Here is a 23,169-nt window from a genome sequence, read left to right as displayed (position 1 = left end):
TGTGTGATGGAGTCGACCGAAACGAAAACGGGGGCCCGAAGGCCCCCGTGGGATAGCGTGGGGTCAGAGCCCTTTCCTTCGGAAAGGGATCCGACCCCGCCGTGCGCGATCAGAAGAACGCGCGGATGCCGAATGCGACACCACGGCCCGGCAGCGGCGAGTAGTCGCGCAGCAGCGAGGTATGCGGACGCACTTCGCGGTTGGTCAGGTTGCTGCCATCCAGGAACACTTCGTAGCTGTTGCTCGCGTTGCGGTCCCAGCGGTAGGCCAGGTGCGCGTCGACCAGGGTGTAGCCGTTGCTCGGCTCCTCGTTCTGGGCGACGTCCTTCTGGCGGCTGTAGCGCACTGCACCGACCGAGGCACGCCAGCCATCCTTCGACCAGCGCAGATCGGCGCCGACGCGGGCCGGGGCGATACGCGGCAGGTAGCCGGTGTTGGCCAGCTCCACGCTGTAGTTGTGGTTGTGGTCGCCATGCGGCACGGCGATGTCCAGGTTGCGGCTGCCGCTGCCATCCAGCTTGGCCTTCACGTAGTCGCCGAACAGGCGCAGATCCCAGTCACCGGCACCGCCCTCGAACAAGTGCACCAGCGCTTCGGCTTCGGCACCGCGGAACACCGCATCCTGCTGGGTCCACGCACGAACCGGCAGGCCCTCGGTGACGCCGGTGTCGGCCAGGTAGATGAAGTCCTTGAACCTGGTCTGGTAGACCGACGCGGAGAAGTCCAGGCGTTCGCTGTGGGTGTGGATACCCAGTTCCACGCGCTGGCCGCGCTCGGTCTTCAGGTTGGCATCGCCGATTTCCAGCGAGCGGGTGGCGATATGCGCGCCGGCGGCATACAGCTCTTCGTTGGTCGGTGCACGCTCGGAGCTGTCCACGCCGATGCGCAGGTCGACGGTGTCGTTGAGCTTCCAGATGCCGGCCGCAGACAGGTTGGTGGCGCCGAAGGTGCGGCGGCGATAGTCACCGGTCGGGTCCAGCTTGACCTGGTCGTGGCGGCCGCCCAGTTCCAGCTTGAACGGGCCGAACTGCTTTTCCTGCAGTACGAACAGGCCGATGTTCTTGGTGCCGGTATCCGGAACGAACGCCTCTTCGCCCTTGGCGCCGAAATCACTGTTGCCGAACTGCAGGCCGAAGGCGCCGTCCCAGCCGCCGATCTGCTGCTGCACGGCTTCCAGGCGCGCCTCGATGCCGCGGTTGGTGAAGCGGGTGGACGGCGTGCCGGCCTCCAGCTCCACGTGCTCATAATCGGTGTAGGCCACGCGTGCATTGATGTTCTTCAGGAACGAGACCGGGGCATAGATGCCGGCCTTGGTCTCGAAGCGGTTCTGCACCATGTCGATGCGCACGTCATGCTCGTCGCCGCCTTCTTCTTCATCGCCATGGTCGTGACCGTGGTCATGGCCATGATCATCACCCTCGGCGTGCACGTGCGCGCCATTGGGAATGCCGTAGTTGGTGCGGTAGGTGCTGGCGGATACGCCGAAGTAGCCGCCGTCGCCCAGCCACGTTGCGCCGACACCGCCGGCGCGGGTGCGGATCGAGCTGTTGTCCAGGCGGCCGCGGCGCGGCTCTTCGCCTTCCTCGCCCGCGTGGTCATGGTCGTGATCATGATGATCTTCAAGGCTGTCGATCACGGCATAGCCGGGGATGCGGTAGTCATCGCCATTGCGCACCAGGCCATCCACGTGCAGCACGACATTGCCGCTGACGCCATCGAGGCGGAACATGCCGCTGCGTTCGTTGTTCACCGAATTGCCGCGCAGTTCTGCGCGGCCGCTCAGCGGGCGCTCCGGCAGTTCGCGCGCGATGCGGCCATCGACCACATTGACCGCGCCACCGATGGCGCCACTGCCGAACAGCAGCGTGGCCGGGCCCTTCAGTACTTCGATCTGGTCGGCCAGGAACGGCTCGATGCTGGTGGCATGGTCGGCACTGACCGTGGACGCATCCATGTTGCCCATGCCATTGGACAGCACGGCCACGCGCGGGCCTTCCTGGCCGCGGATGATCGGGCGGCCGACGCCAGGGCCGAAGAAGGTGCTCTGCACGCCGGGCAGTTTGGCCACGGTATCGCCGAGGGTGCCGGCCTTCTGCTCGTCCAGGCGCTCACCGGCCAGCACGTCCACCGGGCGCGCCAGCGATTCGGCATCGCCCTGCAGCGGCGACGCGGTGACCTGCACCGACGACAGTTCAGTCAGGTGGCGGTCACGATGGGAATCGTCTTCGCTGGCGGCGAAGGCAACGGTCGGAAGCAGGGCGGTCAGGGCCAGGGCGAGGGAATGCGGCTTCAACCGCGGGGTACGGGCGGGCATCGGTGGGTCCTTTGTTACACTGTATCAATCGCTGGGCGCACGAATCCCGTCAGCGGGACAGGGGGAGGGAAACCGTGCGGGTCGGGGAGGGATGTTATATTATTCCATAACGATTCGCCGACCCTGCTGGAAGTCATGTCCCTGTCCTCACGCCTGCGCCACCTGCTCGACCGTTTCGGCGCCACTGGTTCGATGCTGTGCGCGGTGCACTGCGCGGTGATCCCCGTGCTGCTGGCCGCAGCGCCGTCGCTGGGCCTGTCGTTCTGGCTGAGCGACGGCGTTGAACAGGCGCTGGTGGTGTTCGTGACCCTGCTGGGGCTGTTCAGCTTGGTCTGGGGCTATCGCCGGCATGGCGCGCTGCGTGCGCTGGGCTTCCTGATTCCCGGTCTGGTCGCATTGTGGGCTGGCGTGCTGTACGACCCGTTGCACCACAATGCCGTGCCGCACGCGGTGGTGATGACCATCGGCGGCCTGCTGGTGGGTGTCGCGCACCTGGTCAACCTGCGCCTCAACCACGGTCACGTGCACGACGCCAGCTGCGCGCACTAGGCGCTCCGTGATAGGATTTTCGATCGTGCGCGGGGGCGCCCAGCAAGGCGGCCCCGCCGAACCCGTGTCAGTACGGGGTAACCAGATTTCACATTTGAGGAGTTGAAGACATGGGTAAGGGTGACCGCAAGACCGCCAAGGGCAAGCGCTACAACGCCAGCTACGGCAACGCCCGTTCGCACACCGCGAGCAAGGTCGCCGTAGGCGCCGCCGCTCCGGTTGCCAAGAAGACCGTGGCCAAGGCTCCGGCGAAGAAGGCTGTGGCGAAGAAGGCTGTCGCCAAGGCCTGATCCGGCCCAGACCGGTTCAACGAAAAACGCGGCGCCTGGCGCCGCGTTTTTTTATGCTCGTCGTTCCGCTTGCTGCGTCCGCCGGGCCATGCCCGACGGATGACGTACGATCAGCGCAGGGTTTTCTTCAGCGTTTCCGGATTGCCGTCGTTCGGCGCGGCCGGCACCTGCAGCAGGTGCGCCAGCAGCGGATAGACATCGACGTTGTCGAAGCCATCGATCACCAGGCCCTGGCGGAACGACGGACCGCTGGCCACAAACACCGCGCGCATGGAGGGCAGGGCATTGTCGTAGCCATGCGAGCCACGATCCTGATGGTCGCGCTTGGCGATCTTCTCCTGATGCAGGGCATCCCAGCCTTCATCCATCACGCAGACGATGGCGGGAACGCGCGGGTGGGTGCCGTAGTGCAGCCGCGGCGGCAGGTTCTCCTTCTTCCAGCACTCGTAGTGCGCGTGGCGGCCGAGCAGGGCGTGCTCGGCGGCGGCCTCATGGCCAGCCAACGGCGCAAAACCCACCGACTGGCCCTGGCTGACATTGCGCGCGATGGCCGGGTCGGCCATCGATTCGGTGGAGATCACCTGGCCGACCGGGACGCTGGCCATGCCATGGTCAGAGACCACGATCACGTTGGTTGTCTCGGCCAGGCCGCGCTGCTGCAGCCCATCGAGCACCTGGCCGACGATCTGGTCGGCGCGCACGATGGCCTCGGCGTACTGCTTCGATTCGGGGCCGTAATTGTGGCCAGCCTTGTCCACGTGTTCCATGTACAGGGTGGTGAGGCGGGGTGCATCGGCGTCGGTCTGTGCAAGCCAATCGAGCACGATGCCGGCGCGCTGCTCCAGCGGTTCCTTGCCGTCGTAGACGCGCCACTGGCTGGGGCGTACGCCACGGATTTCCGATTCGCTGCCCGGCCATGACGTGGTGGCCGAACGCACACCGGCGTTCTCGGCACCGACCCAGATCGGTTCGCCGCCCCACCAGCCGCTGGTGGTGACCGCCTCACGGTTGCTCAGCTCGAACCGGCCCAGCGTTGCATCGTCCATGCTGTTGTTGACGATGCCGTGGTGGTCCGGGCGCAGGCCGGTGACGATGCTGTAGTGGTTGGGGAAGGTCAGCGACGGGTACGAAGGCGTCATCCAGCGCGCACGCACGCCGCCGTCAATCAGGCGCTGCAGGTTCGGGGTCAACCCGCGGTCCAGCGCGTCGGCGCGCAGGCCGTCGATCGAGATCAGCAGCAGCTTCGGCGGCGCGGCCGCAGCGACGGCAGTGGAAACGGAGGTGGATGGGGCGGGCGCGGTGGTGGTGCAGGCCGCCAATGGCAGCAGCAGCGCCAGCGCGCAGGTCAGGCGTACGGAAGTCATGCGCCCATGATAAGCCGGTGCAATGACCACCCCAAGACACGACGCGCTATCGCGCGCCGTGTCCGCACATTTTCCTCATCCCCGCGCCGTCGGCGTGCCCCCTTCAACAAGAAGGGGGCTTTTCACCAGACAGATTCCAGATGCCCCCATCCACGCATGGCGTGGATCTACCGTGTCGACCAAGGTCGACACCTACCAACAGTCGCGCAGAATGACGTTCGGACAGATCGCAGGAACCTGTCGAAGGCGGGGTGGGTCCGGTTGCAGGGGCGTGAGCGCCATGGATGGCGCGACCGAGCTTACAGGGACGTACTTGCAGCGTCCCCTGCAACCGGACCCACCCTGCCTCCGCGCAGGAAGCCCGCTGTTGCTGTTGCTCTAGCCTCTGCGGGTGCCGGGCGCAGCCCGGCAAACCCTCTCAAGCGAACAGCGGGGCCTGGCGTTGTTCCAGTCGCAGCAGCGCGGCCTTGGTTTCCAGGCCACCGCCGAAGCCGGTCAGTGCCCCGTTGCTGCCGATCACGCGATGGCAGGGCAGGATGATCGGCAGCGGGTTGCGGCCGTTGGCAGCGCCGACCGCGCGGGTCGCACTGGGCTGGCCCAGGTGCTGCGCCAGCTGCAGGTAGCTCCAGGTCTGACCGAACGGGATCAACGCCAGCGCCTGCCACACACGCAGCTGGAACGGCGTGCCGCGTGGCGCCAGCTCCAGGTCGAAGCTGCTGCGTTCGCCGTGCAGGAACTGCAGCAGCTGCTCGCGTGCTTCCGGCAGCGCATCCGGCGCGTAGTGCCAGTCGTCTCGGCCGCGTGCCGGGTGGCGGTTTTCCGGGAACAGCACATGGGACAGGCCACGCTCGTCGCCGGCGATGGTCAACACGCCGATCGGGCTGTCGAAACGATCAAACAACAGGGTCATGTCGGTTCTCCAACGAAAGTGCCGGACAGGTGCCACAGATGCAGCACGGCATAGGCGCGCCACGGCCGCCAGGGTTGCGAGCGCGCTTCGGTCGCGCGTTCGCTCAGGCGCTGGCCCTGCGCGTGGCCGAGGACCTGCTGCAGCACCAGGTCGCCGGCGGGGAAGGCATCGGGCTGGCCGAGGCCACGCAAGGCGATGTACTGGGCGGTCCAGGGGCCGATGCCGGGTAGTGCCACGCAGCGCGCAACGAATTCCTCCAATGCCTGACCGGGCCCGAAGTCGATCTGGCCGCTGGCGCAGGCAGCGGCCAGCGCACGCACGGTGGCGGCGCGGCTGCGCGGCAGGCCTATCGATTCCAGCGGCGCCTCAGCCAGCACCTCGGGCGCGGGGAACTGGCGATCGAATTCCGATGGCATGCCCGGCAGGTGCGCGCCATAGGCGTCGACCAGCCGCCGCGCAAAGGTGGTGGCTGCGGCAACAGTGACCTGCTGGCCGAGTACGGCGCGCACACCGACCTCGAAGCCGTCCCAGCCGCCGGGCACGCGCAGCCCGGGGCGTTCGGCGATGCCACGCGCCAGCAGCGGTTCTTCGCCCAGCGCGGCATGCACCTGCTGCAGGTCGGCATCAAGGTCGAAGACACGGCGTACGCGGCGCACGATGTCGGGGATCAGGCGCGGATCGACCGCGCCCAGCTGCAGGCGCAGTTCCGGGCGCTTCGGGTCGGCGGTGACGCGCAGCAGGGTGGGGCGCTCGGGTGTACCGAGCACGCGCTGGTAGCTGTCTTCGCCGATCAGCTCGATGCCTGGCAGGCTGCGCTTGCGCAGGAAGGCCAGCATGCGTGGGAAATCCAACGGCGGGCGGTACGCCAGGCGCAGTAACAGGCAGCCGTCATCGGCGGCCAGCGGCTGGTGCTGGCGACGCAGTGCGGTCGGCGCCATGCCACAGCCCTGCAGGAAGGCCGTATTGAAACGACGCAGGCTGTTGTAGCCGGCGGCCAGCGCGACGTCGGTCACCGGCAGCGTGGTCTCGGTCAGCAGCTGCTTGGCCAGCAGCAGGCGATGGGTGGCGTGGATCTGCCCCGGCGTCGCGCCCAGGTGTTCAACGAACAGGCGCTGCAGCTGGCGCGCGCTGAGGCCGAGCTTCGTTGCAAGATCGGCCACCGGCTGCTCCTGCAGGAAACCGCCATGGATCAGCGCGAGGGCGCGCTGCACGGTCTGCCCGGCCAATGCCTGCTGGGCCTGCGGTGCCAGTTCGGGACGGCAGCGCAGGCACGGGCGGTAACCGGCTGCCGCAGCAGCGGCCGCAGTCGGGTAGTAAGTGATGTTGCGCGGCTTCGGTGGCGGCGCCGGGCACACGGGGCGGCAGTAGATGCCGGTGCTGCGCACGGCGGTGAAGAACACGCCGTCGAAGCGTGCGTCGCGGGCCAGGCGGGCGCGGTCGCAGGCGGCGGTGTCGAGGGCGAGGGCGGTGTCCATGGCGCCAGTCTAGGCGGGTGCGGGCAGGGATACTCGCCGGATTCGGACATGGATGCTGGAGGGGGTTCTGGCAGGGCTTGCAGCCCTGCACCCGCAACGTCACCGTCAACGTCTCAATCAAAAGCTGGCAGTCCGTGGGATGGCGGGGCGGTGTGGGCTGGCAGGACACGCCGTAAACCCGTCCATGGGGGCTCGATGGCGCCATCCATGGCGCCAACGGTCCTGTCAGCCCACACCGCCCCACCTCTGACAGTTGGTCGCTGCAGTTGGTGGGTGCCGACCGTTGGTCGGCACGCTTTTGCTGTTGGTAGGTGTCGACCTTGGTCGACACACTTTCCCAAGGGTCAGAAGGGGTTCAGTGCCACGCGCTGAATGCGCGGCCTGGACGGGTAGACTGTGGCTCTTGCTCCCATGAATCCCGGTTGCCCGATGTCCGCCAAATTCCGCTGGTTGCCCCTGTTGTGCCTGGCCCTGGCGGGCTGCAGTCAGCTGGAGAATCCGGGCAATGTGACCGCTGCCGACAAGGCGGCGAGGGCACCGGCCAGCGATGGCGAGAACATGGTCTCGATCAATGCCGCCGACGCGCCACCGCCGCCGGCACCGCCGCGCAGCCAGGCGGATCGGCCATGGCCGCAGGCGCAGCTGGAAAATGGGCGTGCGTGGGTCAGTTGCAGTACGGAATATGCGGGCGATGCCGGCGACGGTGTCGAGCTGGAAGGCCTGCAGCGCGAGCAGATCACCCAGGCCCTGGCGCCGTGTGCCGAGCGCGGCCTGATGCGCGTGCGTTACGCCGGCAAGATCAATCCGGGCTTCGCCGAAATGATGTGGCGGCTGGCGGTGGTCGCTGACCAGCAGAAGATCCACAAGCGCATCCTCGACCTGGACTCCAGCGGTGGCCAGGTGGAATCGGCGATCGTCGCCGGTGACAGCATCGGTGAATCGGGCTGGACCATCTGGGTGCGCGAGGGCTCGATCTGCCACAGCGCGTGCGTGTTCGTGCTGGCCGCCGGTGACAACCGCCTGCTGTCGGGCAAGGTCGGCATCCACCGCATGATGCGCATCAGTTCCAAGGCCACCTCGCGCGCCGAGCTCAACCGCGAGCTGCACGAGGTCTACGACAACGTGAAGGATTACCTGCAGCGCAATGGCGTGGCGGTGGGTGTGGCCGACCTGATGATGACCGTGCCCAACCGCAGCCTGCGCTTGCTGACCCCGGACGAGCTGCGCCAGTACGGCCTGGATGGCACCAATGCGGTGCAGGACGATCTGGAGCGGATCAAGCAGATGCGGGCCTGCGGCGATGATTTCGTGCAGCGCAAGGACGCGTTCCTGATTGCCTTCGACCAGCAGTGCAAGCGCGAAGGCGCCGACATGGAATCGATCAACAGCTGCGGCCAGGCACTGAAGCAGCGCTTCGGTTTCCCGGATGCGGTGTGCCCGGAAGAAAGCCCGCTGTCGGAGATCGATGTGGCAACGCTGCCACCGGCACCCTCGGAGCCGCCGCCGCTGGCCGAACAGGCGCCAGCAGACACCGGCACGCCGGCCGCGCAGGCCGATGCCGCAGCGGTGGAAGGCAGCGCCCACGCGCGCTGACGAACGGCTCACTGCGCTGGCGTAGACTGCGGTTCTTTCCCGAGAACCGGCGGTGTCCATGAAGCGCGTGCTCCTGCTGCTGTCCCTGCTGCCCCTGACCACATTGGCGCAGGCACCCGCGCCGGCCACGCCTGCACCGGCACCCGCGCGCCCGGCACCGGCCTCGCCGGCGGCTGCAAAACCGGCCACGGCCGGCGCTCCGGCGTTGACCGCCGCGCAGCAGGCGCAGGTGCAGAAACAGGACGCGGAAATGGGCGCGGCCGCAGTGAAGGCGGCGCAGCTGGTCGATGCCAACCGCGCAGGCGAGTTGTGGGATGGCGCTTCAGCCGTCGCGCGCCGCGCAGTACCGAAGGCCGCCTTCGTCAGTCAGTTGACCACCGAGCGCACGCGCCTGGGCGCGCTGGCCGGGCGGGGCCAGCCGACCATCACCCGGGTCAAGTACAGCGCCGGTGCTGCCGTGCCGGAAGGGCTGTACATCAATGTCAGCTTCCCGACCCGTTTCGCCAACAGCGCGCAGCCAGTGCGCGAGCTGGTCTCGTTCCGTTTCGACGAGGACCAGGTGTGGCGCCTGGCCGGTTACAGCCTGCGTGCGTCGGCACCTTGAGGAGATGAATGATGGCAACTGAACTGACGATGCTGGCCTGGTCGATCGTGCTGGGCTTCGTTTACATCTTCGCTACCTCCACCGTGGTCACCCGCGAGCGCGGGATGAAGTGGAATGCCTCGGCGCGTGATGGCGAAGCCAGGCCACTCAGCCCGCTGGCCGGTCGCCTGCAGCGTGCGCAGGCCAACTTCCTTGAGACGTTCCCGTTCTTCGCCGCCGCCGCGATTGCGGTGGTGGTGGCCGGGCGCGGCAACGACACCACGGCGCTGGCGGTGCAGGCCTACTTCTGGGCGCGCGTGGTCTACCTGCCGCTGTATGCCGCGGGCGTGCCCTACGTGCGCAGCCTGGTCTGGGCGGTGTCGCTGTTGTCGATCCTGGCGCTGGTGTTCGCGTTGTTGTGACCCGGGCCTGATCCAGATCAAGGCCGGTCAGGTGCGTGGCGCTATGCTGGCGCGGACTGAATCAACGGCAGGAGGCGCGCATGCGCAGGATGGACGTGGTGGTGGTCGGTGCTGGACCGGCGGGTCTGTGCTTCGCACGCGCGCTGGCCGGCAGCGGCCTGCAGGTCGGGCTGGTCGAAGTTCAACCGCGCCAGGCCCTGGCCGAAGCCGCCTTCGATGGCCGCGAGATCGCGCTGACCCATGCCTCACGGCAGAGCATGGAGCAGTTGGGGCTGTGGCAGCGCCTGCCGCAGGCTGAAGTCGCTGAGCTGCGCGATGCCAAGGTGATGAACGGCGGCTCGCCGTTCGCGCTGACCTTCGCCAGCAGCCAGGTCGACGGCCAGCCGCTGGGCTGGCTGGTGCCCAACCATCTGATCCGCCGCGCTGCGTGGGATGCCGTGCAGGGGCAGGACGGCCTGGAGCTGTTCGACGGGCGCAAGGTGCTGGGCGTGCAGGCCGATGCGCAGGGCCACGTGGTCAAACTCGATGACGGCAGCCAACTTCATGCGCGTTTGCTGGTCGCCGCTGACAGCCGCTTCTCCGCAACCCGCCGCATGCTCGGCATCGGCGCGCAGATGCGCGACTTCGGCAAGTCGATGCTGGTGTGCCGCATGCAGGTTGAGCGTGATCATCACCACACTGCCTGGGAATGGTTCGGCTACGGCCGCACGATGGCGTTGCTGCCGCTCAACGAAGGCCAGGCATCAGCAGTGATCACGCTGCCACCGCGGCAGATTGAAGAACTGCTGGCGATGGACGAGGTGGCCTTCGGTGAGGCCATCGGTGCCTGCTTCGAACACCGTCTTGGCCGGATGCAGCCGGTGGCCACGCCGCAGGCGTATCCGCTGGTGGGGGTGTACGCGCACCGTTTCGTCGGTGAGCGTTCGGCGCTGATCGGCGATGCCGCCGTCGGCATGCACCCGGTCACCGCGCATGGCTTCAATCTGGGACTGGCCAGCGCACAGCGGCTGGCACAGGGCATCGTCGCGCAGCAGCGACGTGGTGCCGACATTGCCGCGGCCGGCTTGCTGGCCAGCTACCAGCGCGGTCATCGGCTGGCATCGCGGCCGCTGTACGAGGCCACCAACGCGATCGCCAGCCTGTATACCGACGATCGCCGCCCGGCGCGGCTGCTGCGCGCGGCGGGCCTGCGCCTGGCACAGGGCGTGGCACCGTTCAGGCAGCTGATCGCCTCGCACCTGACCCAGCGCGTGGCCTGAACCGGTTCAGATCAGGCCGTTCAGATCAGCCGGCAGCCAGCACGCGGATCTGGCTGTCGGCGAATTCGACCACCTGGCCTGCGCGGATCTTGCAGGCCTTGCGCAGTTCGACTTCGCCGTCGACCCGTACCTGGCCTTCGCTGATGACCATCTTGGCCTCGCCGCCACTGGTGACCAGGTCGGCCAGCTTGAGCAGCTGCTTGAGTTCGACGTAGTCACCGTCGAGGTCGAATTCGAGAATCTGCATGGAGCGGGGTTCCTGGGAAGAGGGCGCGTATTGTGCGCCAGCGCGGGGCATGACGGCACGCGCACGGAAAGCTGTACGCCTCGTTCAGGATCAATGCGGTATGATTCCGCTCTGAGCGAGTGAAATCTCCTCCAACCGAGCAGCGCCAGGGCACGCGATAAGAAGGGCGCCCAAAGCGCGGACCATCACCTTTTTTATCGCACTGCCAGGAAGACGGCAGTGCCTTCGGAGTTCCCCATGTCCCAAGATTCCCAAGCGCCGCTGCAGTTTGCGCAGCTCGGCCTGTCCGAGCCCGTGATGCAGGCGGTCACCGCCATCGGCTACGAAACCCCGTCGCCGATCCAGGCCGCCACCATCCCGGCGATGCTGGAAGGCCGCGACGTGCTGGGCCAGGCCCAGACCGGCACCGGCAAGACCGCAGCGTTCGCTCTGCCGGTACTGTCCAACATCGACCTGCAGCAGATCAAGCCGCAGGCCCTGATCCTGGCACCGACCCGCGAACTGGCCATCCAGGTTGCCGAGGCGTTCCAGTCCTATTCGTCGAAGATCCCGGGCTTCCGCGTGCTGCCGGTGTACGGCGGCCAGCCGTATGGCCAGCAGCTGTCGGCGCTGCGTCGTGGTGTGCACATCGTGGTCGGTACCCCCGGCCGCGTGATCGACCACCTGGACCGCAGCACCCTGGACCTGTCCGAGCTGAAGACGCTGGTGCTGGACGAAGCCGATGAAATGCTGCGCATGGGCTTCATCGACGACGTCGAAGCCGTGCTGAAGAAGCTGCCGGAGCAGCGTCAGGTGGCCCTGTTCTCGGCGACCATGCCGCCGCAGATCCGCCGCATCGCGCAGACCTACCTGCAGGATCCGGTCGAGGTCACCATCCAAGCCAAGACCACCACCTCGGCCAACATCCGCCAGCGTTACTGGTGGGTAAGTGGCATGCACAAGCTGGACGCGCTGACCCGCATCCTGGAAGTCGAGCCGTTCGACGCGATGATCATCTTCGCGCGCACCAAGGCCGGCACCGAAGAACTGGCCAGCAAGCTGCAGGCCCGCGGCCTGGCCGCTGCCGCCATCAACGGTGACATGCAGCAGGCCCAGCGTGAGCGCACCATCGCCATGCTGAAGGAAGGCAAGCTGGACATCCTGGTCGCCACCGACGTGGCTGCCCGCGGCCTGGACGTGGAGCGCATCAGCCACGTGCTGAACTACGACATCCCGTACGACACCGAAAGCTACGTGCACCGCATCGGCCGTACCGGTCGTGCCGGCCGCAGCGGCGAGGCGATCCTGTTCGCCACCCCGCGCGAGAAGGGCATGCTGCGCCAGATCGAGCGCGCTACCCGTCAGCCTATCGAAGAGATGCAGCTGCCGAGCGTGGAAGCGGTCAACGACACCCGCATCAACAAGTTCACCTCGCGCATCAGCGAAACCCTCGGCGCCGGTGGCCTGGACTTCTACCGCCAGCTGCTGGAGCGCTTCGAGAGCGAGCAGAACGTGCCGGCCATTGAAGTGGCTGCCGCGCTGGCCAAGATGCTGCAGGGTGACACCCCGTTCCTGCTGCAGCCGCCGGTGCGTGCCCCGCGTGAAGAGCGCGCGCCGCGCGAACGCTTCGACCGTGGTGACCGCCCGGAACGCGGTGATCGCTTCGACCGCAACGAGCGTGGTCCGCGCTTTGAGCGTGGCCCGCGTCGCGACGACGCCGAAGGTGGTTTCGAGCAGCGTCCGCGCCGTGAGGTTCCGCCGCGTGGTGCGCCGGAGCAGGGCATGGAGACCTACCGCATTTCGGTCGGCCACCAGCACGGCGTGAAGCCGGCCAACATCGTCGGCGCCATTGCCAACGAGGCCGGCCTGGAAAGCCGCTTCATCGGCCGCATCGACATCCACGACGACTTCTCGCTGCTGGATCTGCCGGCGCAGATGCCGTCGGACGTGCTGTCGCACCTGCAGAAGGTCTGGGTGTCTGGCCAGCAGCTGCAGATGCGTGCGCTGGCTCCGGGTGAAGACACCAACCCGGCCCCGCGTCCGTTCAAGCCGCGCTTCGACAAGCGTGGCCCGGGCGGCCCGGGTGGCCCGCGTCGTGGCGGCCCGGGTGGTCCGGGTGGCCATGGTGGCGACCGCGGCGGTGACCGCGACAGCCGCCCGCCGCGTCGTGACGGCTTCAAGCCGCGCGGCCCGCGCAGCTTCTAAGCCGCGCCCGCAGCCGTCCTGATCAACGCCAGCCTCCGGGCTGGCGTACAGAAAAAGGGGACGGAGGGGATTAAGTCGTATACGGCAGGCCATGCGCTTATGCCAAAAACGACTTAATCCCCTCCGTCCCCTTTTTCGCATGGTCAACACATTGCCGGTCCTAGGCTGAGCCGGCTCCAAAGGAGGTTGTCACCGCATCACATTCGGGGGGATCCGGGATGGGTAGGAGTGGCACGGACCAGCAGAGCCGGCGGGTACCGATGACCCGTGGCCTGGGACTGCGATTTGCGTTGTTGACGGGCATGGCGATTGGACTGGTCGCACTGTCCGCCTTGATCCAGGAACTGCAGGCGGCCTCCACCGCCTGGATTGCCGGCCAGGGCTACTGGTCACGTGGTCAGCAGGATGCGACCGCCGCACTCAGCCGCTATCTGGCGCGCGGTGATGCCCAGGACCTGGACGACGCACGCCAGGCCCTGCAGGTGCCATTGGGCGATCTGCAGGCGCGGTTGGCGCTGGAACAGGCCGAGCCGGATGAAGCCAAAGCCAGGCAGGGTTTCCTGCAGGGCGGCAACGCGCGCGCCGACATTCCACGGCTGGTGTTCTCCTTCCGCCATGCACGTGACATCGGTGCGTTCCGCGAGGCGACTGCGTTGTGGCGGCAGACCGATGGTGACCTGATGGCGGTGCAGCGCCTGGTCGATGAGCTGCAGCTGCGGCATGGCGAAGGCGCCTTGCCTGCGCCTGTCCGTGATCGCTACCTGCAGCAACTGCGTGATCTTGATCGTCGGCTGCAGGTACTGGCGCAGGCGTTCTCGCAGGCGTTGCTGCGGATGGCCACGATGGTACGGATCGCCACGCTGGTGGTCGGTGGGCTGTCGGTGCTGGCGATCAGCCTGATGGCTGTCGCGCTGGCGCGTCGCGTCGGCAAGGATCTGACCGAGCATGAAAGCCGCTTCCGTGCGGCCTTCTACCAGGCCAATGTCGGCATGCTCAAGCTCGACACCGAAGGCAAGGTGATCGAAGCCAACCAAGCGATGGCCGATATCCTCGACTACCGACGCGACGTGCTGCTGCAGATGTCGCTCGGCGATCTGTTGATGGAAGGCGAACTGGTCATCGATGGCGTCGGCCGCATCGACTGGGACCGGCAACTGCGACCGAGCGAGCTGCGCTTCTGCCGCCGCGATGGCAGCCTGGTCTGGGGGCGCTGGAGCGGTACCGGCGTGCGCAGTGCCGGTGGTGGGCTGTCGGTGTTTGCGATCATCGAGGATGTTAGCCAGAACCATGCATTGGCGCGTGAGATCGAGCATCACGCCAGTCACGATCCGCTGACCGGCCTGATCAACCGTCGCGAGATCGAGCGGCTGCTGGAGCGTTCGCTGCTGCAGGTGCGCAGCGACGGCGGCACGCATGCGCTGTGTTACATCAACCTGGACCACTTCAAGCTGGTCAACGACAGTTTCGGCCATGCTGCCGGTGATCAGATGCTGCGCAGTTTCGCCGACTATCTGGTGGCGGCGGTGCGTGATGGTGATTGGGTCGGCCGGCTGGGCGCCGACGAGTTCGCCGTGTTCCTCGCCCATGCCGGGCAGGACGAGGCCAAGCGGGTGCTGCAGCGGGTGATCCGCAACCTGGGGCAGGCGACCTTCCCGATCAGCGAGGGCAGTCCGCAGCTGAGCTGCAGCATCGGCGTGGTCGAAGTCAGTGCCGATGCGCCGGACGTGAACTGGTTGATGAGTGCCGCCGACAGCGCCTGCTATGCGGCCAAGCAGGCCGGGCGCAACCGCGTGCACTGCTTCAACGAGAACCGCATGGCACTGGAGGAACGGCGCCAGGAGGCCGAGCGCCTGCAGGGCGTCAGCCTGGCAATGGCCGAGAATCGAATGGTGCTGTATGCACAGCGCATCGCCCGCGTGGGTGATCCGTCCTACCTGCATTACGAGGTGCTGGTGCGCATGCGCGGTACCGATGGCAGCCTGCATATGCCCGGTCAGTTCATGCCGGCGGTGGAGCGCTATGGCATGGCGGTGGCGCTGGACCGGCACGTGCTCGGGCTGCTGTTCCGCCACCTGCAGGTGTGCCCGGCACACGTGCGCCAGCTGGGCCTGTGCAACGTCAACGTGTCCGCGCAGTCGATCGCAGAGCCCGGGTTCCTTGCCTTCGTCTGTGACCTGCTCGAGCGCAACCGCGCACTGGCCTCCAAGCTGTGCTTCGAAATCACCGAGACCGCAGCGATCAGCAACCTCAGCCAGGCCCGCGCGTTCATCGACGCAGTGAAGGCACGCGGTTGCCGGATGGCACTGGATGACTTCGGCTCCGGCCTGTCTTCGTTCGGCTATCTGCGCCAGTTGCCTGCGGACATCCTGAAGATCGACGGTGCCTTCGTGCGTGACATGGATACCGACCCGGTCAGCCACGCCACCGTGCGCGCGATCAGCGAGCTCGGGCGCGAGCTGCAGATGGACGTGGTGGCCGAATGGGTGGAAACCGCCGAAGTGGCGGGTGCGCTGACCCGGCTCGGTGTGCAGGGACTGCAGGGCTACGCGATCGAGCGGCCGCAGCCGCTGGAACGGATGACCCTGGCCGATCTGCGCCCGGTGCGGCTGGTCGCGGTGAAGGGGCCACCGGGGGCTGGCTGAACGGCGTGGCGGCGACTTTGGTCTACACATGTGCGGCGCGCCCGGCTGCGATAATGCGCGCCAGGGGCGACGCGCAGTGGGCGCGGACGTAAGCAGGAACAGGATGTGGCGTGGGCGTCAGGCAGTGGCAGTACGGAACAGGAGCGGTGCTGGTCGTACTGCTGGCGTGGTTGGCGACGCCGTGGCCGCTCCAGGCCGCCGTGGCCGTGTCGGGCCGCGATTATCTGCTGGTGGGAGGCGCCACCGATGAACCGACCCCACATCGCGCATGCACGCCGCAGATGCTGTCCGGCTCCCGCCAGCAGGTGCTGGTAGCGGCTCCGCAGGAGGGCTGGTCGGGCCAGCCACAGGCGCTGGACGTGTTCAATGTCTTTGCCGGCGAAGTGCGGGTCCAGCACGGTGACCGCGAAATCTGCGGCAACATGCACGACGCCCGCACCCGCGACTCGCGCTTCCGCGCAGGCATCGGCCTGGTTGCGGTGCCGCCGGCGGGCAGCCACGCGCCGTTCCTGGTTTCCTGGCAGACGCCGCTGAAGGCGCGCTGGGTACCGACCCTGCGGCTGGGCGCGCCCAGCCCGGTGCAGCAGAACGACACCGCCCGCCTGCTGATGCGTGCCGCCTGCATCGCCGTGGCGATCGCATTGGCGCTGTCGGCGTTGATGGCCTTCCTGACCACGCGCGATCGGAGCTTCCTGGTCTACGTCGCCGGCACCACGGTGCTGGTGCTGTGGCAGGCCATCCTCGGTGGCCTCAGCGGCTACCCGGAGCCGTGGCTGCCGGTGGGGGAGCGTGGGGCCTGGTGGCTGCTCTCGCTGACGGCCGCCACCCAGGCGCTGGTACTGCCGGCGCTGTGGCGGCTGAACGGCGGTGACCGCGTATGGCCACGGTCGCGGCCGCTGCAGGCGACCGTGCTGTGGGGGCTGCTGGCGCTGGCCGTACTGGTGCCGTGGCTGCGCTGGGAACAGCTGGCCTGGGTCGCGCAGGGCCTGCAGGCGTCCTATCTGCTGGGATGTGGCCTGGCATTGCTGATGGGCGTATGGGCCCGCTGGCGTGGCGACCGTTGGGCGCAGGCGGGGCTGGCCGCGTTGGCACCGATGCTGGTCCTGATCATCGCCGATGCCAGCCTTGCGGAATGGCTGTTGGAGTACCGGGTTGAAGCACTGCAGCTGTCGGTGACCTGGCTGCTGATGATGGCCGCCTATGCCATGAACCAGCGGCTGGGCCGGCTGCGCCAGCAGCGCGATGAACTGCGCCAGTTGGCCGAAACCGACGGCCTGACCGGACTGCCGAATCGCCGCGCCGGCCTGCAGCAGCTGGCCCGTCACCTGGCACATGTTGACCGTGAGCGCGGCCCGCTGGTGATCGGTTTCCTCGATATCGACCTGTTCAAGGACATCAATGACCGCCACGGCCATGCCGTAGGTGATCAGGTACTGGTGGCGGTGGCACGCGCGCTGCGCGCTGCGGTGCGCAGCCAGGACGAAGTGGTGCGGATGGGCGGCGAGGAGTTCCTGCTGCTGATGCCGGGAATGCCGCGCGAGGCGGCGTCGGCGCGGCTGGACCGCCTGCGCCAGCGCATCACCGAGGCCGGGCGGGCGCTGCAGGTGCCGGGCCTGGAGGTGACCGCCAGCATCGGACTGGCGCAGTGGCGGCCGGGCGAGGACGACCTGGCCGGGCTGCTGCGGCGGGCCGACCATGCCATGTACGTGGCCAAGCGCGCCGGCCGGAACCGGGTGTTCGACGGCGAAGAGCTCGATCCGCCCGGCCTGGCATGAAGCGCTGCGGGCGGCGATGCCGGATAATAGGGCGATGACCACCCGACTCAACAAACATATCGCCGACACCGGCTTCTGCTCCCGCCGCGAGGCCGATCGCCTGATCGCCGCGCGCCGCGTCACCGTCAACGGCCACCCGGCCGGCACCGGCGCGGTGGTGGGCGAGGAAGACCAGGTGCTGGTCGACGGCCAGCCGCTGCGCGCGCGCGTGGCACGCAAGCCCGGCGCCCGTCGTCACGTCTACATCGCGCTGAACAAGCCGGTGGGCGTCACCTGCACGACCGAGACGTCGGTCAAGGGCAACATCGTCGATTTCGTCGGCCACGAGCAGCGCATCTTCCCGATCGGCCGCCTGGACAAGGAATCCGAGGGGCTGATCCTGATGACCAGCAACGGCGACATCGTCAACCAGATCCTGCGTGCCGAGAACGGACACCAGAAGGAGTACCTGGTGGCGGTGAACAAGCCGGTTACCGATGAGTTCCTGCGCGGCATGGCGCGCGGTGTACGTATCCACGACCAGATGACGTTGCCGTGCAAGACCTCGCGCATCGCCAAGTTCGGTTTCCGCATCACCCTGCAGCAGGGCCTGAACCGGCAGATCCGCCTGATGGCCGCCGAATTCGGCTATCGCGTAACCCAGCTGCGCCGCGTGCGCATCGACAACATCAAGATCGGCGCGCTGAAGCCGGGCCAGTGGCGCAACCTGACCGAGCAGGAGCTGCAGGGCCTGCTGCCGAAGCAGCTGGACTGGTAACGCGCGGTAGTGCCGGCCGCTGGCCGGCTGCACCAGGCATCGAATGAGCGCGGGATGCCGGCCAGCGGCCGGCACTACCCGTTGTGCGGATTACGCACCGGCATCGGCTAGACTCCGCAGTGACCTGCCGGAATGTGACGCTGCATGATCAAGCCCGACAAGCCTGCCAATGAAGCCCTTCGGCTCGAGGCGCTGTACCGCTACCGCATCCTTGATTCGCAACGCGAAAAGTCATTCGACGACCTGGTGGCGATCGCCAAGGCGGTCTGCGGTACCTCGATGGCGGCGGTGACCCTCATCGACGTCGAACGGCAGTGGTTCAAGTCGATCCAGGGCATCGACGCGGCGGAGAACCTGCGCAGCGAATCGATGTGCGGCCATGCCATCCTGCAGCCGCAGGAAATCATGGTGGTCGAGGACGCGTTGCAGGACATCCGCTTCCACGACAACCCGGTGGTGACCGGCGACCCGCACATCCGCTTCTACGCCGGTGCGCCATTGATCAGTTCCGATGGCCTGCCTCTGGGCACGTTGTGCGTGTTCGATGCACATCCGCAGCACCTGCCCAGCGACAAGGCCGAGGCACTGGCCGCACTTTCACGGCAGGTGATGCTGGTGATGGAGCTGCGCCGTTTCGCGCTCGACATCCAGAAGCACATGCTGGAACGCGATGACTACGAGCGCCTGCTGTCGGAGTACCAGGACGTGCTGCTGGCGCAGAATGCCGACCTGGCCGAGCAGAGCCGCACCGATGCGTTGACCGGCCTGCCCAACCGCCGCGCGATGGCGGCGGCACTGGAAGAGGCGGTGGTGGAGATCGATGGGCAACCGGGCGTGGCCTGCGTGGCCCTGCTGGACATCGACCACTTCAAGCACATCAACGATTTCCAGGGCCACGCCACCGGCGACCGGGTGCTGGCCGAGCTGGGCGTGCTGCTGCGCTCGCATTTCGCTGGCCGTGGCATGGCGGCGCGCTATGGCGGCGAAGAGTTCGTGGCGGTAATGCCGGGCACTGATCTGCACACGGCCGAACTGCAATGCGAGTTCCTGCGCCTGGCCGTGGCTGATCTGCCCTTGGGGTTCCCGGTCACGATCAGTATTGGTGTGGCCCAGTACCAGGCAGGTGAAAGCGTGGATGACATGCTGGCGCGCGCCGACAAGGCGCTGTACCGCGCCAAGGGCAATGGCCGCAACCGGGTGGAACGGGCGGGCTGAGCCCTGCATGCAGTAGATCCACGCCATGCGTGGATGCTTTTGCAGATGGGGTAACGCCGTGTCGCGGCCTGTGCGATTGCGCCCGGCGAATATGCCGTTCCTGTTCCCACGGACACAACCATGCTGCAGACCCTGGCCATCGCCCACTATCGCTCGCTGCACGGGCTGGTACTGCCGCTGCAGCCGTTGAATGTGGTCACCGGTGACAACGGCAGTGGCAAGTCCAGCCTGTACCGCGCGCTACGCCTGCTGGCGGAGACCGCACAGGGCGGCGTCGCGGCGGTGCTGGCCCGCGAAGGGGGTCTCGGTTCGGCGCTGTGGGCTGGCCCCGAATCCATCGATCGCCGGGTTGCGGCCGGCGAGATCCCGCTGCAGGGCGGGCCCCGACAGGCGTCGGTGGGGTTGAAGCTGGGCTTCACCACCGACGAACTTGGCTATGCCATCGACCTGGGCTACCCGCCACCCAGCCGTTCGGCGTTTGCGCTGGATCCGCAGATCAAGGCCGAGGCGATCTGGGCCGGGCCGTTCCTGCGCAGCGCCAACCTGCTGGTTGATCGTCGCGGGGCGATGGTACGGCAACGCCATGCGCGCGGCTGGGATCTCGTGGATGACCGCTTGTCGCTGTTCGACAGCCTGTTCACCCAGGTTGGCGATCCGCAGCGCATGCCGGAAACCATCGCCCTGCGCGAGTACATCCGTCGCTGGCGCTTCTACGACCATTTCCGCAGCGACGCCGATGCCCCGGCGCGACAACCGGCGATGGCCACGCGCACGCCGGTGCTGCACCACGACGGCCGGGATCTGGCGGCGGCCTGGGTGACCATTCTCGAGATCGGAGATCCGGTCGCGTTGGCACGTAGCGTTGATGATGCGTTCCCCGGCGCCACGGTGGGTTTCGAGGACCTGGACGGTCGACTGGCCCTGCGCTTCCACCAGCCGGGCCTGCTGCGACCGTTATCGATGGCCGAACTGTCCGACGGCACACTGCGCTTCCTGCTGCTGGCCGCGGCACTGCACACGCCACGCCCGCCGCCGCTGCTGGTGCTCAACGAACCGGAGACCAGCCTGCATCCTGACCTGCTGCCGGCGCTGGCACGGCTGATCATCGCGGCCAGTGCGCGCAGCCAGGTGTGGGTGGTTTCACATGCCAGCCGCCTGATCGCGGCACTGGAACAGGCACCGGGTTGCCACTCGCTGCACCTGCACAAGGAACAGGGCCGCACGCTGTTGAGCGGGCAGGGCCTGCTGGATGCACCGGCATGGCACTGGCCGCAGCGCTGACAAGGCGATTCGCACCCTGCGCGGATGCGCTCAATCGGCGATGTTGCGTGCTTCCGACGTACCGAGAATCTCCGGATGCTGCACCGGCTTGCGGCGGTTCAACAACGGATGCAGGAACACCGCGCCGACGATGATCGCCACGCCCAGGTAGAACCACGGGGTGACTTCGTGCTGTTCGCGCAGCAGCACCACCGCCAGCACCACCGCATAGACCGGCTCCAGGTTGGTCACCAGCTGCACCGTATAGGCGCTCAGGTGGCGCAGTGCGACCAGCGCCAGCGCGAACGGCAGCAGCGTGCAGAACCCGGCCAGCACCAGCAGCAGGATGCCGTCGTGCAGGTCCGGGACCACCCACAGCGGGCTGGCCAGGGCAGGCAGCAGGTACGGCATCAGCGGTGCCAGCAGGGTCAGGGTGAGGGTGCCCGCACCCAGCTCCAGCGCGGTGACCGTGAGCGGGTCGGCGTGGCTGACCATGCGCTTGTTGAGCGAGCCGAACACCGCCACCAGCAGCGCCGATATCGCACCGATCAGCACGCCCAGGCGCATGCCATCGGGTACGCCACCGACCACCAGTGCCACGCCCGGCAGCACCGCCAGGCCGAATGCCAGTTCACGCAGCTGGAACGGTCGCTTGGCCACCCAGGGTTCGATGATCGAGGTGAACACCGGGGCCAGCGCAATGCACGTGGCGGCCACCGAGGCGTTGGCCAGCTTCACCGCGCCGTAGAAGGTCAGCCAGTGCAGGGCGACCAGCGCGCCGATGCCGGCGTAGCCTGCCACCAGCCGCAAGGGCAGCGTGCGCAGTCCGCGCCAGACTCGCGGCAGCAGTGCCAGCATCGCCGTCACCAGCAGCATGCGCCACCACACCAGCGGCAGCGCGGGCAGGGTGATCAGCTTGCCGAGGATGGCGGTGACGCCCCACAGCAGGACACAGAAGTGGATCTGCCACAGCGCTTTGCGGGTGTCGGGTGTGCTCATCCGCCTATTGTGAGGCAAGCCGATGACCGCAGCGCTATCCGCGTGAGGGATTGCTGGAAGTGTCCACCCGCCGCTGCAGGGCCATCGCTGCCGCCGGGTTGCGCGCCTTGCCCGCACCGATGCACAGCAGGTAGACCTCGCGTGGCTCGGCCGGGGCCGGTCCGGCCAGGCAGGGCAGGTCATCCACCGGCTCGCCGCGGGACCAGCGGCGTGCGCGTTCGGCCCAGCGCTGCTGCACGGGCGCCGGCAGGCCCTCGTTCAAGCGGGCCTGGCTGCGCTTGATCCGCGCGTAGACGAAGCCGGCACTGACATCGCCGTGCAAAGGCGCCTCGTCGCTGTCCTCGATCACCAGCGCCACGCCGAGGCGGCGCGCGGCGTCGACCAGTGCCGGGCCATGTGCCTCGGCGTTGCGGACCTCCAGCGCATGCTGCAGCGTCACCCCGTCCAATTGTTTCGGCAGCCGCGCCATCAGGGCACCCAATGCATCGGCATCGGCCGGATGGCGTGGATCGAATTGCCACAGCAACGGGCCAAGCCGGTCACCGAGCGCGAGTGCTGCCTGCAGGAAGGGCGCGGCCGCTTCCACCGTGCTGGACAGGTCGCGCCGCTGCACCAGATAGCGTGGTGCCTTCATCGAAAACCGGAACCCTTCCGGCGTCTGCGCGGCCCACTGCGCACACTGCGCCGCGGTGGGCGTGCGGTAGAAAGTGCCGTTGATTTCGATGCAGCGCAGGGCGCGGCTGGCATGGGCCAGTTCCTCGCGCTGCGGTAGGCCTGCTGGATAGAACACACCGCCGCGCCATTCGGGAAACACCCAGCCACCGATGCCGCAGCGGATGGCCGCCTGGCCGGCAGCTGTGGTCATTGGCCGTGGTCCGCGCGCCACGGATCGTAGCTGCCGAACCACCACAGGTAGCCTTCCGGGTCGGCGCAGGCGTAGCCACGGCCGCCGTAGTCCTGGTCGGCGATGTCGATGACGATGCGCGCGCCGGCGGCCTTGGCCCGGGCATAGTGCGCATCGGCATCGGTGACGATCACGCAGGCGCTCTGGGTCTGGCGTCCGCCGACCTCGTCAGGCATCACTGCATGCTGGTTCCATTCGCTGTCCTTGTTGACCGAACCAAGCATGATCATGCCGTGGCCGAAGGTGAGCTGCGCATGGAACACCGTATCGCCATCGGCGTACACGGCCTGGGCATGGAAGCCGAAGGCGCGCTGCAGCCAGTCGATGGCGGCCTGCGCGTCGCGATAGCGCAGGCACGGAATGATGGTGGAGCCGTTGCTCGGTTGCCCGTTCCCGCCCATGACACCCCTCCTATGGCACAGGGCAG

At 67.6% G+C, this 23,169-nt stretch carries 20 protein-coding genes; 12 read left to right on the top strand and 8 right to left on the bottom strand.

Translation table 11 applies throughout. The features are described 5' to 3' along the window. Window positions 1-109 precede the first annotated feature (109 nt). The gene (locus ACJ7C5_RS03560) at window positions 110-2,314 is read right to left on the bottom strand and encodes a TonB-dependent receptor (protein WP_412703071.1); all 2,205 of its coding nucleotides are present in this window, start codon (window positions 2,312-2,314) and stop codon (window positions 110-112) included. 135 nt (window positions 2,315-2,449) lie between these two features. Here ACJ7C5_RS03560 and ACJ7C5_RS03555 point away from each other — a divergent pair, with 135 nt between their 5' ends. Both ACJ7C5_RS03555 and ACJ7C5_RS03550 read left to right on the top strand, forming a co-directional pair. Further along, on the top strand, window positions 2,450-2,863 hold the full coding sequence (locus tag ACJ7C5_RS03555) for a MerC domain-containing protein (protein ID WP_008264835.1): 414 nt from the start codon (window positions 2,450-2,452) through the stop codon (window positions 2,861-2,863). A 110-nt stretch (window positions 2,864-2,973) separates the two neighbouring features. Further along, window positions 2,974-3,153 carry a 30S ribosomal protein THX gene (locus ACJ7C5_RS03550; RefSeq protein ID WP_004150462.1) on the top strand — a complete coding sequence of 60 codons (180 nt, stop codon included), beginning with the start codon at window positions 2,974-2,976 and terminating at the stop codon, window positions 3,151-3,153. Between the two features lie 110 nt (window positions 3,154-3,263). Here the strand turns inward: ACJ7C5_RS03550 and ACJ7C5_RS03545 are convergent, their stop codons facing one another. The 3 genes from ACJ7C5_RS03545 to ACJ7C5_RS03535 form a co-directional block, all read right to left on the bottom strand. Continuing rightward, window positions 3,264-4,517 carry an alkaline phosphatase family protein gene (locus ACJ7C5_RS03545; protein ID WP_412703070.1) on the bottom strand — a complete coding sequence of 418 codons (1,254 nt, stop codon included), beginning with the start codon at window positions 4,515-4,517 and terminating at the stop codon, window positions 3,264-3,266. Between the two features lie 418 nt (window positions 4,518-4,935). Next, a complete protein-coding gene (locus ACJ7C5_RS03540; RefSeq protein WP_012510484.1) occupies window positions 4,936-5,427 on the bottom strand; it encodes a methylated-DNA--[protein]-cysteine S-methyltransferase in 492 nt (163 codons plus the stop codon). Beyond that, on the bottom strand, window positions 5,424-6,902 hold the full coding sequence (locus ACJ7C5_RS03535; protein WP_412703069.1) for an AlkA N-terminal domain-containing protein: 1,479 nt from the start codon (window positions 6,900-6,902) through the stop codon (window positions 5,424-5,426). The genes ACJ7C5_RS03540 and ACJ7C5_RS03535 overlap by 4 nt, the downstream gene beginning before the upstream one ends. Before the next feature lie 429 nt (window positions 6,903-7,331). On the opposite strand from ACJ7C5_RS03535, the gene ACJ7C5_RS03530 reads away from it, so the two are divergent. The 4 genes from ACJ7C5_RS03530 to ubiM all read left to right on the top strand — a co-directional run bounded on the left by ACJ7C5_RS03530 (window position 7,332) and on the right by ubiM (window position 10,759). Further along, window positions 7,332-8,495: a COG3904 family protein gene (locus ACJ7C5_RS03530; RefSeq protein WP_412703068.1), complete on the top strand. Its 1,164-nt coding sequence runs from the start codon at window positions 7,332-7,334 to the stop codon at window positions 8,493-8,495. A gap of 58 nt (window positions 8,496-8,553) precedes the next feature. Continuing rightward, window positions 8,554-9,099, top strand: a complete 546-nt coding sequence (locus tag ACJ7C5_RS03525; RefSeq protein WP_097048343.1) for a DUF4019 domain-containing protein — start codon at window positions 8,554-8,556, stop codon at window positions 9,097-9,099. A gap of 11 nt (window positions 9,100-9,110) precedes the next feature. After that, window positions 9,111-9,500: an MAPEG family protein gene (locus ACJ7C5_RS03520; protein ID WP_412703067.1), complete on the top strand. Its 390-nt coding sequence runs from the start codon at window positions 9,111-9,113 to the stop codon at window positions 9,498-9,500. Window positions 9,501-9,580: 80 nt separating this feature from the next. Then, complete coding sequence (ubiM, locus tag ACJ7C5_RS03515) at window positions 9,581-10,759, top strand: 5-demethoxyubiquinol-8 5-hydroxylase UbiM (RefSeq protein ID WP_412703066.1); 1,179 nt, start codon at window positions 9,581-9,583, stop codon at window positions 10,757-10,759. Between the two features lie 25 nt (window positions 10,760-10,784). Here ubiM and ACJ7C5_RS03510 read toward each other — a convergent pair whose 3' ends face one another. Beyond that, the gene (locus ACJ7C5_RS03510) at window positions 10,785-11,006 is read right to left on the bottom strand and encodes an RNA-binding S4 domain-containing protein (protein WP_014036469.1); all 222 of its coding nucleotides are present in this window, start codon (window positions 11,004-11,006) and stop codon (window positions 10,785-10,787) included. A gap of 237 nt (window positions 11,007-11,243) precedes the next feature. Here ACJ7C5_RS03510 and ACJ7C5_RS03505 point away from each other — a divergent pair, with 237 nt between their 5' ends. The 6 genes from ACJ7C5_RS03505 to ACJ7C5_RS03480 all read left to right on the top strand — a co-directional run bounded on the left by ACJ7C5_RS03505 (window position 11,244) and on the right by ACJ7C5_RS03480 (window position 20,860). Beyond that, a complete protein-coding gene (locus tag ACJ7C5_RS03505) occupies window positions 11,244-13,190 on the top strand; it encodes a DEAD/DEAH box helicase (RefSeq protein ID WP_097048345.1) in 1,947 nt (648 codons plus the stop codon). Between the two features lie 260 nt (window positions 13,191-13,450). Then, window positions 13,451-15,832, top strand: a complete 2,382-nt coding sequence (locus tag ACJ7C5_RS03500) for a putative bifunctional diguanylate cyclase/phosphodiesterase (RefSeq protein ID WP_412703065.1) — start codon at window positions 13,451-13,453, stop codon at window positions 15,830-15,832. Between the two features lie 146 nt (window positions 15,833-15,978). Further along, complete coding sequence (locus tag ACJ7C5_RS03495; protein WP_412703064.1) at window positions 15,979-17,607, top strand: sensor domain-containing diguanylate cyclase; 1,629 nt, start codon at window positions 15,979-15,981, stop codon at window positions 17,605-17,607. Between the two features lie 34 nt (window positions 17,608-17,641). Then, window positions 17,642-18,364, top strand: a complete 723-nt coding sequence (locus ACJ7C5_RS03490) for a pseudouridine synthase (RefSeq protein WP_005408708.1) — start codon at window positions 17,642-17,644, stop codon at window positions 18,362-18,364. 144 nt (window positions 18,365-18,508) lie between these two features. After that, window positions 18,509-19,579, top strand: coding sequence for a sensor domain-containing diguanylate cyclase (locus tag ACJ7C5_RS03485; RefSeq protein ID WP_088025356.1), 1,071 nt, complete (start codon window positions 18,509-18,511; stop codon window positions 19,577-19,579). Between the two features lie 120 nt (window positions 19,580-19,699). Continuing rightward, a complete protein-coding gene (locus tag ACJ7C5_RS03480; protein ID WP_412703063.1) occupies window positions 19,700-20,860 on the top strand; it encodes an AAA family ATPase in 1,161 nt (386 codons plus the stop codon). A gap of 30 nt (window positions 20,861-20,890) precedes the next feature. Here the strand turns inward: ACJ7C5_RS03480 and ACJ7C5_RS03475 are convergent, their stop codons facing one another. Genes ACJ7C5_RS03475 through ACJ7C5_RS03465 form a run of 3 tightly spaced genes read right to left on the bottom strand, consistent with a single transcriptional unit; the run spans window position 20,891 to window position 23,143 of the window. Further along, window positions 20,891-21,838 carry a DMT family transporter gene (locus ACJ7C5_RS03475; RefSeq protein WP_049461762.1) on the bottom strand — a complete coding sequence of 316 codons (948 nt, stop codon included), beginning with the start codon at window positions 21,836-21,838 and terminating at the stop codon, window positions 20,891-20,893. Window positions 21,839-21,872: 34 nt separating this feature from the next. Next, complete coding sequence (locus tag ACJ7C5_RS03470; RefSeq protein WP_412703062.1) at window positions 21,873-22,703, bottom strand: DUF72 domain-containing protein; 831 nt, start codon at window positions 22,701-22,703, stop codon at window positions 21,873-21,875. Further along, window positions 22,700-23,143, bottom strand: a complete 444-nt coding sequence (locus ACJ7C5_RS03465; protein ID WP_412703061.1) for a VOC family protein — start codon at window positions 23,141-23,143, stop codon at window positions 22,700-22,702. Before ACJ7C5_RS03465 ends, ACJ7C5_RS03470 begins: the two co-directional genes overlap by 4 nt. Window positions 23,144-23,169: the final 26 nt, after the last annotated feature.

Source organism: Nocardiopsis yanglingensis (genome assembly GCF_045809185.1).
Lineage (GTDB): Bacteria > Pseudomonadota > Gammaproteobacteria > Xanthomonadales > Xanthomonadaceae > Stenotrophomonas > Stenotrophomonas yanglingensis.
The sequence above is the reverse complement of the archived record's forward strand: the minus strand, read 5'-3'. Positions and strand labels throughout refer to the sequence as shown.